Origin of the sequence: Inquilinus ginsengisoli, assembly GCF_050434925.1 — a bacterium.
GTDB classification, from domain to species: domain Bacteria; phylum Pseudomonadota; class Alphaproteobacteria; order DSM-16000; family Inquilinaceae; genus Inquilinus; species Inquilinus ginsengisoli_B.
Window position 1 is genome coordinate 6,844,074 of record NZ_JBNDJK010000001.1, and the last position, 13,341, is coordinate 6,857,414.

13 protein-coding genes are annotated in these 13,341 nt (G+C 70.3%); 8 read left to right on the forward strand and 5 right to left on the reverse strand.

What is annotated here, in order from left to right; translation table 11 throughout:
• The first annotated feature begins 58 nt into the window (after positions 1-58).
• Positions 59-1,810: a squalene/phytoene synthase family protein gene (locus tag QFZ27_RS32290; RefSeq protein WP_429230557.1), complete on the forward strand. Its 1,752-nt coding sequence runs from the start codon at positions 59-61 to the stop codon at positions 1,808-1,810.
• Positions 1,807-3,108, forward strand: a complete 1,302-nt coding sequence (gene hpnE, locus QFZ27_RS32295; protein WP_429230558.1) for a hydroxysqualene dehydroxylase HpnE — start codon at positions 1,807-1,809, stop codon at positions 3,106-3,108. Before QFZ27_RS32290 ends, hpnE begins: the two co-directional genes overlap by 4 nt.
• On the opposite strand, the gene QFZ27_RS32300 is transcribed toward hpnE, so the two are convergent.
• The 4 genes from QFZ27_RS32300 to QFZ27_RS32315 all read right to left on the reverse strand — a co-directional run bounded on the left by QFZ27_RS32300 (position 3,077) and on the right by QFZ27_RS32315 (position 6,201).
• On the reverse strand, positions 3,077-4,111 hold the full coding sequence (locus QFZ27_RS32300; RefSeq protein ID WP_429230559.1) for an LLM class flavin-dependent oxidoreductase: 1,035 nt from the start codon (positions 4,109-4,111) through the stop codon (positions 3,077-3,079). The genes hpnE and QFZ27_RS32300 overlap by 32 nt on opposite strands.
• A 111-nt stretch (positions 4,112-4,222) precedes the next feature.
• A complete protein-coding gene (locus tag QFZ27_RS32305) occupies positions 4,223-4,525 on the reverse strand; it encodes a nucleoside triphosphate pyrophosphohydrolase family protein (protein WP_429230560.1) in 303 nt (100 codons plus the stop codon).
• 123 nt (positions 4,526-4,648) lie between these two features.
• The gene (locus QFZ27_RS32310; RefSeq protein ID WP_429230561.1) at positions 4,649-5,440 is read right to left on the reverse strand and encodes a phytanoyl-CoA dioxygenase family protein; all 792 of its coding nucleotides are present in this window, start codon (positions 5,438-5,440) and stop codon (positions 4,649-4,651) included.
• Positions 5,441-5,442: 2 nt separating this feature from the next.
• Positions 5,443-6,201, reverse strand: coding sequence for a phosphocholine cytidylyltransferase family protein (locus tag QFZ27_RS32315; protein WP_429230562.1), 759 nt, complete (start codon positions 6,199-6,201; stop codon positions 5,443-5,445).
• 112 nt (positions 6,202-6,313) lie between these two features.
• Between QFZ27_RS32315 and aepX the strand changes: the two genes are divergently transcribed.
• From aepX to QFZ27_RS32340, 5 genes are all read left to right on the forward strand, one after another.
• Entirely contained in the window at positions 6,314-8,008 is a 1,695-nt protein-coding gene (gene aepX, locus QFZ27_RS32320; protein WP_429230563.1) for a phosphoenolpyruvate mutase, read from the forward strand.
• A gap of 77 nt (positions 8,009-8,085) precedes the next feature.
• On the forward strand, positions 8,086-9,324 hold the full coding sequence (gene aepY / locus QFZ27_RS32325) for a phosphonopyruvate decarboxylase (RefSeq protein WP_429230564.1): 1,239 nt from the start codon (positions 8,086-8,088) through the stop codon (positions 9,322-9,324).
• Positions 9,321-10,319: a lysylphosphatidylglycerol synthase domain-containing protein gene (locus QFZ27_RS32330; protein ID WP_429230565.1), complete on the forward strand. Its 999-nt coding sequence runs from the start codon at positions 9,321-9,323 to the stop codon at positions 10,317-10,319. Before aepY ends, QFZ27_RS32330 begins: the two co-directional genes overlap by 4 nt.
• Entirely contained in the window at positions 10,316-11,422 is a 1,107-nt protein-coding gene (locus tag QFZ27_RS32335; RefSeq protein ID WP_429230566.1) for a 2-aminoethylphosphonate--pyruvate transaminase, read from the forward strand. The genes QFZ27_RS32330 and QFZ27_RS32335 overlap by 4 nt, the downstream gene beginning before the upstream one ends.
• Positions 11,419-11,841, forward strand: coding sequence for a DUF2141 domain-containing protein (locus tag QFZ27_RS32340; protein ID WP_429230567.1), 423 nt, complete (start codon positions 11,419-11,421; stop codon positions 11,839-11,841). Before QFZ27_RS32335 ends, QFZ27_RS32340 begins: the two co-directional genes overlap by 4 nt.
• Here the strand turns inward: QFZ27_RS32340 and QFZ27_RS32345 are convergent.
• Positions 11,832-12,440 carry a CDP-alcohol phosphatidyltransferase family protein gene (locus tag QFZ27_RS32345; protein WP_429230568.1) on the reverse strand — a complete coding sequence of 203 codons (609 nt, stop codon included), beginning with the start codon at positions 12,438-12,440 and terminating at the stop codon, positions 11,832-11,834. The two genes, QFZ27_RS32340 and QFZ27_RS32345, sit on opposite strands and share 10 nt — an antisense overlap.
• 212 nt (positions 12,441-12,652) lie before the next feature.
• Here QFZ27_RS32345 and QFZ27_RS32350 point away from each other — a divergent pair, with 212 nt between their 5' ends.
• Positions 12,653-13,249 (forward strand): YcbK family protein, encoded by a 597-nt coding sequence (locus QFZ27_RS32350; RefSeq protein WP_429230569.1) that lies wholly within the window; start codon positions 12,653-12,655, stop codon positions 13,247-13,249.
• Positions 13,250-13,341: the final 92 nt, after the last annotated feature.

Sequence of the window (13,341 nt, forward strand, 5' to 3'; positions counted from 1 at the left end):
GGATCAGCCGCCGCATCACCGTTTCCGAACGGCCCCGGCCGAGGCAAGACAGGCGATCATGACCGTGCCGGCCGACCGAGCCATCGTCGACTCTCCCCCGCCTGCCGGCAGCACATCCACCGGCCGGGGCGCGGTGGAGCTGGCGGCCAGCAAGACCTCCGGCCAGGAGAACTTCCCGGTCGGGTCGTGGCTGCTGCCGAAGCATCTGCGCCCGCATGTCGCGAATTTCTACCGCTTCGCCCGGGCCGCCGACGACATCGGCGACGACCCGGACCTGCCGCCGGCCGAGAAGCTGGCCCGGCTGGACGCGATGGGTGCCGGCCTGACCGGACCCGGACCGGAGGCCGCCACCGGAATCCGCGCCTCGATCGCCGCCACCGGCGTCGGGCTGGTCGACTGCAGCGACCTGCTGGTCGCCTTCCGCCGCGATTCCGAGAATCGCAGCTGCCGGACCTGGGGCGACCTGATCGATTATTGCCGCTATTCGGCCAACCCGGTCGGGCGCTACCTGCTGCGGCTGCACGGCCAAGCCGACTCGACCTTCCCGGCCGGCGACGCGCTGTGCACCGTGCTGCAGATCCTGAACCACCTGCAGGATTGCGGCGACGACTGGCGCAAGCTGCGCCGGATCTATGTGCCGATCGACTGGATCGACGCGGCCGGCGGCATCGACCGCTTCTTCACGCCGGACGAAGTCTCGGCCCGGCTGCGCCGACCGGTCATCGACCGCTGCCTCGACCTGGTCGACGCCATGCTCGACACGGCGTCGACGCTGCCGGGGCAGCTGACCTCGCGGCCGCTGGCGGCGGAGGTCAGCGTCATGCTGTGGCTGGCCCGCAAGCTGGCGGCGCGGCTGCGCCAGGGCGACCCGATCCTGGCCCGGGTGGCGCTGAGCAAGGCCGATTTCGCCAAGGCGCTGCGCCCCGGCCTGTCGGTGATGGCCTTCGGCGCCAGGACGTTGGACGACGCCGCCCTGGTGCGGATGGCGGTGGTCCGCGCCAAATCCTCCTTCGCCTCCGGCATGCGCATCCTGCCGGCCGACGGGCGCCGCGCCATCTACGCCGTCTACGGCTTCTGCCGGCAGGTCGACGACATCGCCGATTCCAGCGCGACAGTGGCGGAGAAGACCGCCGACCTGCAGGCGTGGCGGGAACGGCTGGACCGGATCTTCGTCGGGCCCCGGGGCGCCAACGGAGGCGAGGACCCGCTGGACCGCGAGCTGATCTGGGCGATCCGCCGCTTCGACCTGCCGCGCGCCGAGTTCGACGGCATGCTGGACGGCATGACCATCGATGCCGCCGCCGAGGTGCGGATCGCCGACCGCGCCGGGCTGGCGCATTATGCCCGCTGCGTCGCCGGCACCGTCGGCGTCATGGCGGTCAAGATCTTCGGCTGCCCGGACCAGGCCAGCGCGGCCTTCGCCGTGGCCCAGGGCGAGGCGCTGCAGCTGACCAACATCCTGCGCGACGTCGACGAGGATGCCGGGCTGGGCCGCCTGTACCTGCCGGAAAGCTGGCTGCGCGAGGCCGGCATCCCGACCGACGCGCCGATCCCGACCATCGTCGCCGATCCGCGCATCGCCACGGTCTGCGCCCGGCTGGCGGCCGAGATCCAGCCGCTCTATGCCGCCCTGCCCGGGCTGATGCCGCCGGGGACGGAGAAGCGGATGAAAGCCGCGCAGATCATGCAGCGCAGCTATCGCCGGATTTTCGAGATGCTGCAGGCCCGCGGCTATGCCGACCGGTCGGTGCGGCCGCGCCTGTCGAAGCGCGAGAAGATCGGCATCCTGCTGTCGGTGCTGCTGAAATGACCGTGCATGTGATCGGCGGCGGGCTGGCCGGCCTCGCCGCCGCGGTCGAGCTCGCCCGCAGCGGCGTCCCGGCGGTGGTGTACGAGGCCACGCCCCGGCCCGGCGGCCGCTGCCGCGCCTTCCACGAGCCGGCGCTGGACCGGGTGATCGACAACGGCAACCATCTGGTGCTGTCCGGCAACCGCAACGTCCGGCGCTATCTCGACCTGATCGGCGCCCGCGACCGGCTGGCGGCGCCGGCCCGGCCCGGCTTCCGCTTCGTCGACCTGGAACGCGGCCGAGAGTTCACCGTGCGCCCGAACCGCGGCCGGCTGCCCTGGTGGGTGCTGCTCGCAGGCCGTCGCGTGCCCGGGACCCGGCCGCGCGACTACCTGGCGCTGCGCCGGCTGTCCAAGGCCGGGCCGGAGGACACCGTGGCCGGCGTGGTGCCGCCGGGCGAGCTGTATCGCTGCCTGATCGAGCCGCTCGCCGTCTCCGCCCTCAACACCCCGGCCGTTGAGGCCTCGGCCCGCGGCCTCTGGGCGGTGGTGGAGCAGACCCTGGCCAAGGGCGGCGCCCAGACCATCCCGCTGATCGCCCGCACCGACCTGGCCGACACCTTCATCAACCCGGCGCTGGACTTCCTGCACCGGCACCGGGTGACGGTGCGGACCGGCATGCGGGTCAAGGCGCTGGAGTTCGAGGACGGCCGCATCATCGCGCTGGAGCTGGACCAGGGCACCCTGCCTTTGGCGCCGGACGACCAGGTCATCCTGGCGGTGCCGCCGGCGATCGCGGCCCGGCTGGTGCCGGGGCTGACGCCGCCGGACACCGACGAGCCGATCGTCAACGGCCACTTCGCCATCCCGTTCAAGGAAGAGCCGCACGACATCGCCGGCATCGTCGGCGGCACCGCCCATTGGGTGTTCCGCCGCCCGGGCATCGCCAGCACCACGGTCAGCGCCGCCCGCGGCCTGGTCGACGCGCCGGCGGAGGAGCTGGCGTCGCTGCTGTGGGTCGATGTGGTCCGGGCCTTCCCGGACCTGGCCGGCCCCCTGCCCGCCTATCGCATCATCAAGGAGAAGCGGGCGACCATCCGCCAGACCCCGGCCGACGAGGCCCGGCGGCCGGGTTGCCCGACGCCCTACCCCAATCTCTGGCTGGCCGGCGACTGGACCGCGACCGGCCTGCCGGCGACGATCGAGGGCAGCCTGCTGTCCGGCTTCCGCGCTGCCGACCATGTCCGCGCCGCCGGGGCGTCCCCAGGAGCGGCGCGGAAGGGCAAGGTCAAGCCAGCATCTCGCGGACGAGCGGCATGACCTTGCTGCCGAAGAGCTCAATGCTGCGCATCAGCTTGTCGTGCGGCAGCGGACCAGCGCTGTACTTCAGCTGGAAGCGCACAGCGCCGAGCGCGGTGACGGTCGCAGCGATCTTGCGGGCCACGGTCTCGGGCGACCCGACATAAAGCGAGCCGTGCTCGGCCTCACGCTCGAACTCGCCCTGCCCCATCGGCGGCCAGCCGCGCTCCGCCCCGATCTTGTCGCGCATCCGCTTGTAGTCGGTGAACAGCTCCTCGCGCGCCTGGACATCGGTATCGGCGACATAGCCCGGCGAGTGGACGCTGATCGGCTGCACCGGCCGGCCCAGCTGCTCGAAGGCGCGGTGGTACAGGTCGACATAGGGGCGGAAGCGCTTAGGATCGCCGCCGATGATGGCCAGCGCCAGCGGCAGGTCGTAGCGAGCGGCGCGGACCACCGATTCCGGGCTGCCGCCGACGCCGATCCAGGTCTTCAGCCGGCGCGTGCCCTCGATCGGAGGGAAGACGCGCTGGTCGCGCAGCGGCGGCCGGATGCTGCCCTGCCAGCTCACCGGCTCCTGCTTCAGCAGCGCCGCGAACAGGTCCAGCTTCTCCTCGAACAGCGTCTCGTAGTCGCTGAGCTCGTAGCCGAACAGCGGGAAGGATTCGGTGAAGGAGCCGCGGCCGAGGATCACCTCCGCCCGGCCGTTCGACGCCGCGTCCAGGGTCGAGAAGCGCTGGAACACGCGGATCGGGTCGTCGGAGCTGAGCACGGTGACGGCCGAGCCGAGATGGATCTGCGTCGTGCGCCCGGCGATCGCCGCCAGCAGCACCTCCGGCGCGGAAACGGCGAAATCGGCGCGGTGATGCTCGCCGACGCCGAAGAAGCCGATGCCGAGCTGGTCGGCCAGCACCGCTTCCTCGATCACGTTCCGCAGCACCTGGCCATGCGGCAGCGGGGCGCCGTCCGGCCCCGTGGTCACGTCGCCGAAGGTGTCGAGTCCGAATTCGAGAGGCTGGGCCATGATGGTCTCTGGGTCACGCAGTGAGGTCACCGCAGAGATGGCCACCGGGGACGGCCGATCAACGTCCCTGATGGGAAACAGACTGTCCCATGCGTCGCACTTCTCGCCCGCTCACTCCGGCCGGAAGCGCCATTTCCGCTCCACCGCCGCGACCAGGTCGATCCCGTGCGCCCGGGCGAACAGCAGGACGTGGCCGAGCATGTCCGCGGTCTCGTCGGCCAGGGCCTGCCGTAGCTCCGCCTCCGACCGGCCATGCGTCCGGCCGCGGCCGGTCAGCTTGTTCGAGACCTGGGTCAGCTCGCCCAGTTCCTCCTGCAGCTTCAGCAGAAACCAATCGGGATCACGCCGCAGCCCGTTGGCCTCGGCATAAAGGCGGGACGCGTCCTCGAACTGGTCTTCCAGGCGGTCGAGCATGGCCCCCTCATCGTCATGCCCGGGCTTGACCCGGGCATCCAGAGATGTCGCTGCCGCTCCGGGTGGCCCCTGGATCGCCGGGTCAGGCCCGGCAATGACAGAAAGGGAAAGCGGCGACCGGCGTCACACCCGGAACTTGTACTCCTTGCCCGGCTCGCGCTCGATGTCGGGCGGGAAGTTGGCGCGCTTCTCGGCGAAGTAGCGCTCGCGGTGGTCGCCATCGGCCAGGCGGTTGTAGGTCAGGTACAGGATCCGCCGCGCCGTTCCGGTCAGGTTCGGCTTCGACGCATGCGGGGCGTAGCTGTCGAAGAACAGCACGTCGCCCGGCTCGGTCGGCACCGGCACCAGCTTGAAGCTGGCCATCTGCTCGTCGGTCAGCGGCTTCCACTCCTCGCCGATCAGCCCGGTCAGGCGCGGCATGTCGGCCATCTCGAGGCAGCCATTCTCGACCGTGGCGCGGTCGACCGAGACCATCACGGTCAGGAAAATCGGGGCGTAGCGCGACCAGCCGGCCTGCTGGTCCTGGTGCGGCTCGAAGCCGGCACCGCCCGCCATCTTGAAGTTGATCTTCTCCTTGTACAGGCAGGAAGGGCCTTCGAGCAGTTGCTCCACCGCCTGGAACAGGCGGCCGTGCCGGACCAGCCCGTCGAACTCGGAGTGGTAGGGGCAGAAGTTCTCGATCCGCTGCATCACCCGCTTGCTGGGGTCGAGCAGGCTGGGCTCGTAATAGACCATGTGCTTGCCCGGCTCCTCGGGCATGGCGCTGAGCTCCTCGGTCCAGCGCGTGATCGCCGCGGTCTCGGCGGCGTCGAAGAAGCCGCGGGCGGCGACCCAGCCGGTGTGCGCATAGGCCGCGAGGTCGTCGTCGGACAGCGGGCCGGCCTTGGCATCGGCGGGGTTCACGGAATCGGGCATTCTCAACGCTCCAGCTGCGGCAGGATCTCCCGCTGCGCGCGGGCCACATCCACGTCGAAATCGATCTCGGTCCAGGGCAGGTCGCTGATATCCGCCACGCCGAACCGGCGCGGCTGCGCCAGGATCAGGTCGCGGATCGCTTCCTCGTACTCAACAGTGGTGATGCCCTCGCGGACATACCAGTCGGTGCGGTCGCCGAGCGCACGCGCCATGTCCGGCGAGAAGCGGAAGAAGCCGACCGACTCGCCGTGCCAGTCATGCGCGTGCTCGGGCTTCTTGCGGAAATCGACGATGGTGTCGCCGCGGAAGCAGATCTTCACCGGCTCGTCGCCCGGCTCGATCTCGCGGTCGACCAGCAGCACGTTCTCCGGCGTCGCATCCAGCAGGCGGCCGATCATCGGGTCGGGATACAGCACGTCGCCGTCCATCAGCAGCACCGGGGCGCCGGCCGACAGCTGGTCCCGCTGGACCCAGAGCGAGACCAGGCTGCCCTCGCGGTAGCGCGGGTTCTCGACGAAGCCGATGCGGCCGCCGAGGCCGAGCCGGTCGACCTCACGCCGGATCGAGTCGCCTTCATGGCCGATGGTGATCCAGATGTCGTCGACACCGTTCGCGTGCAGCGCGGCAATATGCCGTTCCAGCAGCGACTTCTCGCCGAACCGGAGCAGGATCTTAGGGCCGCCGGCGGCCGTTCCCAGGCGCCGGCCGACGCCGGCCGCGAGGATGATCGCGATGGCCGCCCGCCTATCGGAGAATGACAAGACCGTGATGCTCCGGTTGCATTTTTCTGAAGTCGAACGAAGATACAGGCCGAATTGCCGGCCCGGCAAGGCGTCGGGCGGCCGAGATTCCGCAACCCGGATATCCGGTTTCATGAGTGAAGAAGCGATGAAGGCCTTGGAAGATACCGCCGCGGCGGGCCAGTCCGGCAGCGGTTCGTCGGCCAAGGCCGACCGCCCGAAGACCGTGTTCGCGGCGCTGCGCGAGGAGATATTCTCTCCCACCCTCTCCTTCCTGATGGAAGCGCATAACGGCCTGTCCGCCAAGATCGTCGAGGAAGCCGGCTTCCGCGGCATCTGGGCGTCGGGCCTGACCAATTCGGCCAGCCTGGGCCTGCGCGACAGCAACGAGGCGTCCTGGACCCAGGTGCTGGACGTGCTGGAGTACATGGCCGACGCGACCACGCTGCCGATCCTGGTCGACGGCGACACCGGCTACGGCAACTTCAACAATGTCCGCCGCCTGGTGCGCAAGCTGGGCGAGCGGCGGATCGCCGGGGTCTGCATCGAGGACAAGCTGTTCCCGAAGACCAACTCCTTCATCGGCGAAGCCCAGCCGCTGGCCGATATCGATGAGTTCTGCGGCCGCATCAAGGCCGGCAAGGACAGCCAGACCGACGACGATTTCGTGCTGGTGGCCCGGATCGAGGCGCTGATCTCCGGCCGCGGCATGGAGGAGGCGCTGCGCCGGGCCGAGGCGTATCACGCCGCCGGCGCCGACGCGGTGCTGATCCATTCCAAGAAGTCGACCGCGAACGAGATCTTCGAATTCACCGAGCGCTGGGCCAACCGGTCCCCGGTGGTGATCGTTCCGACCATGTACTACGCCACCTCGACCGACCTGTTCCGCCAGGCCGGCATCTCCACCGTGATCTGGGCCAACCATCTGCTGCGGTCCTCGATCACGGCGATGCGCGAGACGGCCAAGCAGATCTTCGAGGACCAGTCGCTGCGCGAGGTCGAGGGCCGCGTCGCCAGCGTCCGCGACATCTTCGCCCTGGTCGGCAATGCCGAGCTGGAGGCGGCGGAGCGGCGCTACCTGCCGGGCAAGGCGGCATCGAAGGCCGTGGTGCTGGCGGCGTCGCGCGGCGACTTGGGCGACGAGCTTACCCGCGACCAGCCGAAATGCATGATCGATGTCCGCGGCCAGTCGCTGCTGCAGCGCCTGGTCTCGACCCTGGGCGGCAGCGGCCTGAAGGATGTCACCGTGGTCCGCGGCTACCGCAAGGAAGCGGTGGTGGTGCCGGGCATAAAGACGGTCGACAACGACCGCTATGACGAGACCGGCGAGGTCTACTCCCTGGCCCAGGCGCGCAAGGCGCTGGAGGGCGAGACGGTGGTGGCCTATGGCGACGTGCTGTTCCGCCGCTACATCCTGGACGGGCTGATGTCGAGCGAGGGCGATATCGTCCTGGCGGTCGACGCCATGAGCCTATCGGTCAAGCAGGCGAAGAAGACGTTGCGCGACCTGGTCGCCGCCGACCGGCCCTATTCCGGCAGCTACCTGGACGACACGCCGGTGCATCTGAAGGCGATGTCCGAGTCGATTCCGGCCGGCCAGGTCAGCGGCGAATGGATCGGCTTGGCCCGGTTCAGCGCCCAGGGCTCGGTGTGGCTGCGCGAAGAGATCGACCGGATCGAGGGCGAAGGGCTTCTGGAAACGGCGGACCTGCCGCTGCTGCTGACCCGCCTGGCGGCGCGCCACCCGGTGGTGGTGCAGTACTTCACCGCCCATTGGCTGGATGTCGACACGCTGAGCGATCTGGCCGACGCGCGCAATTTCACCTGAGGAACCGCGGCGCGCGACCCAGCCATGCGTCCGTGCGCCGCTTCCCTCCAGGCCGATCGCGCTCTAGAACGTCCCGCATGATCACCGCAGACGAGTTCATCGCAGCGGCGAAGGCGCGCGGCCACGACTTCTACACCGGGGTCCCGTGCAGCTTCCTGACCCCGCTGATCAACGGCGTGCTGTCCCGGCAGGGAGCCTCGGGCTCCCTGCATACTCAAGATCACGCAGGGCTTCCGACGGAAGCCCTGCGGGGCCGGGCCCTGACCTATGTCGGCGCCACCAGCGAGGGCGAGGCGGTGGCGATCGCCGCCGGCGCCTGGTTGGCCGGGCGCAAGACTGTCGTCATGTGCCAGAACTCCGGCCTGGGCAATGCGGTCAACCCGCTGACCTCGCTGAACGCACCATTCCGCATCCCGACCCTGTTCGTCACCACCTGGCGCGGCCAGCCCGGCCAGCCGGACGAGCCGCAGCACGAGGTGATGGGCCGCATCACCCAGGACCTGCTCGAGCTGATCGAGGTGCCGCAGGCGGAGTTCCCGGCCAAGCCCGAGGCGTTGGGCCCGGCGCTGGACCAGGCATCAGCCCGCATGGACGAGACCGGCCTGCCCTATGCCTTCGTAATGAAGAAGGGCGATGTCCGCGACGAGGACCTGCAGGCCGCCCCCTTTCCCATGCCCCGCCCCGGCCGTCGCGCCGACTGGCCGGAGGCCGGGCCGCGCCCGACCCGGGCGGCGGTGCTGGAGCGCTTCCTGGCCCTGACCGACGACCGCACCGCCGTGGTCGCCACCACCGGCAAGGCCGGGCGCGAGCTGTTCACCCTGGCCGACCGGATGCAGCACATCTACCAGGTCGGGTCGATGGGCGGCGCCTCCGGCATGGCGCTGGGCGTGGCGCTGAACACCCCGGCGCCGGTCGTGGTGCTGGACGGCGACGGCGCCGCGCTGATGAAGCTGGGCACCTTCGCCACCATCGGCGCCCGGGCGCCGGGCAACCTGATCCACATCCTGCTCGACAACGGCGTGCATGATTCGACCGGCGGCCAGGCCACGGTCTCCGCCTCGGTCGACTTCGCCGCGGTGGCGCTGGCCTGCGGCTATCAGTTCGCCGCCTCCTGCGCCAGCCTGGACGGTTTCGAGGCCGCGTTCCGCGCCGCCTCCGAGGCGCCACGGCCGGCGCTGATCCACGTCCGCATCGCGCCGGGGTCGATGGACAAGCTGGGGCGACCGACGGTCGGCCCGGCCGATGTCGCCCGCCGCTTCAAAGCCTTCCTCGCCGGCCTGCGCCCGGCGGCAACGGGTGCCGGTTCCACATCATGAAATGGCCCGCCTGCATCGGAATCGCCGTCGGCCTGGCGGTCGCGGTCGTGCTGGTCTGGCTGACCGGCGCGGCCGAGATCTGGGCGGCGCTGGCCGGCGCCGGCTGGGGCATCCTGGCCGTCATCGCCCTGCACTTCCCGCAGTTCCTGTTCTCGTCGCTCGGCTGGCGCGTGCTGGTGCCGGAGCGGCCGGTGCCGCCACTGAGCTTCTTCATCCGGCTGCGCTGGATCCGCGAGGCCATCAACTCGCTGCTGCCGGTGGCGCAGATCGGCGGCGAGCTGATCACCGCCCGGCTGCTGGCGATGCGCGGCGTGCCGCTGAACCGGTCCGGCGCCGCCATCGTCGTCGACCTGACGACGCAGATGGCCAGCCAGGTGGTGTTCACCGTCTTCGGCCTGGGGCTGCTGCTGCTCGGCGCCCATGACGGCGCCATGACGCCCTGGATCATCGCCGGCGCCAGCGTCGGGCTGGTGCTGGTGGTGCTGTTCATCGGCGCCCAGCGCTTCGGCATGTTCAAGGTGCTGGAGCGCGCCCTGATCCGCCTGGCCGACAAGTTCGGCTGGGACTCGCTGGGCGAGGTCTCCGGCCTGCATGATTCGATCGTGTCGCTATATGGCGACCACGCCCGCCGGGTCTGGACCTCCGGCGGCCACCACCTGGTCTCCTGGCTGCTCGGCTGCCTCGAGATCTGGGTGACGCTGTGGGCGCTCGGCCTCGAGCCCAGCCTGCGCGACGCGGTGATCATCGAGAGCCTGGCCCAGGCTGTCCGCATTGCTGGCGTGCTGGTGCCCGGGGCGCTGGGCGTGCAGGAAGGCGGATTCATCGTCATCTGCGGCCTGCTCGGTATCCCGCCGCACAGCGCCGTCGCCATGGCGCTGATCCGCCGGATCCGCGAGATCGCGCTGGGCGTGCCGGGGCTGATGGCCTGGCAGGCGATGGAAGGCCGCCACCTGGCCCGGCGCCGCCGCGCCCGCGCCTCCGAGGCGTCGTCATGACCTGGTCCGCGGACGAACCGGCCCTGCTCACTCCGGGACCCCTGACCACACGGATCGAGACCCGCCGGGCCATGCTGCGCGACTGGGGCTCGCGCGACCGCGCCTTCATCGCCCTGACCGCGGAGCTGCTGCAGCGGCTGCTGGGCGTCGCCCGCGGCGAAGCCAGCCATGTCGCGATCCCGCTGCAGGGCAGCGGGACCTTCATCGTCGAGGCCGCGATCGCCACGCTGCTGCCGCCCACGGGCAAGCTGCTGGTGCTGGCCAACGGGTCCTATGGCGAGCGCATGATCGCGATCGCCAACCGCCTGGGTCGGCAAGTCGAGCCCCTGCGCTGGCCCGAAGACCGGCCGGTGGAGCCGGAGCAGGTCGAGCAGGCCCTGGCGGCGGACCCGGCGATCACCCATGTCGCGCTGGTCCATTGCGAGACCACCTCAGGCATCCTGAACCCGTTCGAGGCGGTGGCCGCCGTCGTCGCCAGGCACGGCCGGGCGCTGATCCTGGACGCGATGAGCAGCTTCGGCGCGCTGCCGGTCGATCTCTCGGCCACGCCGGCCGCGGCGGTGCTGGCCTCCAGCAACAAGGGGCTGGAAGGCGTTCCGGGCCTCGGCTTCGCCCTGGTGGAGCGGCAGGCGATCGCGGCGGCGAAGGGCAACAGCCCGTCGATCAGCCTCGACCTGCACGACCAGTGGCGCGGCTTCGAAGGCAACGGCCAGTGGCGCTTCACCCCGCCGGTGCAGGTCGTGGCGGCCCTGGTCGAGGCGCTGCGCCTCTTGGAGATCGAAGGCGGCCCCGCCGCCCGGCTGCGCCGCTACCAGGACAATTTCGACACGCTCGCGGCGGGCATGGCCCGGCTGGGATTCCGGCTGTTCCTCGATCCGGCGGTGCAGGCCCCGATCATCGCCACATTCCACCCGCTGGACGACCCGCGCTTCGCCTTCGACCGATTCTACGAGGCGCTGGCCACGCGCGGCTTCCTGATCTATCCGGGAAAGCTGACCCGGGCCGACAGCTTCCGTATCGGCTGCATCGGCGCCCTCGACCGCAACGATTTCCAGGCTCTGCTCGTTGCCATCGAGGAAGCATTGTCGGAGATGCGCCGATGAAGACCCCCGCCCTCCTCGCCTTCGCCTGGTTCGGCCTCGCTGCCGCCACCGCCTCGGCGGCCACGGTCGAGATCGTCGTCGCCAACATCAAGGAAGCCAAGGGCACGATCCGGATGTCGCTGTGCCCACAGGACAAGTTCCTGGGGGATGACTGCCCTTACAGCGGTACCGCACCGGCCAAGGTTCCGCAGGCGACCGTGGTGATCCAGAACGTCGCCCCGGGCGTCTACGCTGCGCAGGGCTACCAGGACGTCAACGACAACCGCAAGATCGACCGCACCTTGCTGGGCGTGCCGGAGGAAGGCGTCGCCTTCTCGCGCGACCCGTCCTACTTCTTCGCCCCGCCGGACTTCAAGGATGCCGCCTTCACGGTCGGCCCGCGCGAGGCGCTGATCACCCTCCACCTGCGCTACTTCTGAGCCGTCGCCGGCTTCGGCCGCCGCGCCAGCACCCCGAGCCAGAGCGCGCCCGCCGGCGTGATCACCGCCGCCGCGATCAGCATCGGCCAAGCCAGGCCGAGCCAGACGAAGACCGGCACCAGGGCGAGCGCGTCGTCGGGGTCGACGACCACGCCGCGATGGCGCAAGGCATAGCACGACAGCTCGACCACCTTGGTCACGTTCAGCTGCCAGAACAGCACGCCGATGCCGATGCCGGCGGCGGCGCCGAGCAGGACCGGCGCGAAGCCGAGACCGCCGGCCAGGGCCAGCCCGGTGCCGATGCCGACGAAGGCGATGGCGTCGCACAGGCAGTCGACGCAGAGATCGTAGCGGTGACCCTCCGGGCTCATCTGCCCGGTCTGGCGGGCCAGTTCGCCATCGGCCCGGTCGAACAGCATCGACAGCAGGAACACGACACCACCGAGATCGGCCCAGACCCCGCCGCAGGCGAAGCCCACCGCCGCCGCCACACCGGTGGCCAGCCGCACGATGGTGAGCTGGTTCGGGGTGACGCCGGTCGGCGCGATCCGCCGGACGACGGGCCGGACGATGCGATGGATCAGGGTATCGTGGCTCATCCAGAATCTGCCGTCTTCGCGCCTGTCCCGAAGGCGCCCCTCTCAAGGCTTCTAAACCATCAAGCCGAAAGCATGGCAACGGTCTGGCCATGCCGCGGCGTCGCCCCGGCGATGCGTCTCCACACGCCGACGCGATTGCAATCCGTCGCCGGTCCTGCGAAATGATATAGACGTCGCGCTGGGTTTCGCTGCCTGCCGAGGCTCTTTTTTGCATGAGTGCGTCCATACCCTCCCGGCCCTTGGGGCCGACTCTGACCCGCCGCGCCGCGCTCGGCGTGGTCGGCGGCATTGCCCTGGCCGGGCCGGCCGCCTTTGCCTTGCCGCCCGCGGCGCGGCCCGGCTCGCTGCTGGACGAGGTGCACAACCGGGTCGAGCCCTATCTCGAGCTCGGCCACGCCCACACCGGTGAGAGCTATGTCGGCCGGTTCTACGGCGCTGCCGGCTATGACGTGGCGGAGCTGCAGAAGCTCGACTGGTTCCTGCGCGACTGGCGGCAGCGCGCAAGCGTGCAGATCGACCCGCGGCTGTTCTGGGCGCTGGCGGTGATCCGCGCCGTGACCCAGCGCGCCGGCTTCAGTGGCAAGGCTACGGTCAATTCCGGCTATCGCACGCTGAAGACCAACTCCTCACTCGAAGGCACGGCTCGCAACTCGCTGCACATGGCCGGCCGGGCCATCGACCTGACCTTCGAGAAGGTGCCGCCGAGCCAGCTCGTCGGCTGCGCCCTGGCGCTGCAGATCGGCGGCGTCGGCCAGTACCCCGGCTTCACCCATATCGATTCCGGCAACCTGCGCACCTGGCAGGGCTGACCCCGTCGCGATCAGGGACAAGAGTCCCAATCGCGGGGTCGACGCGACCGCGCGATCGTTCTATCCATGTTCCAGCCACGCGTGACCGCGCA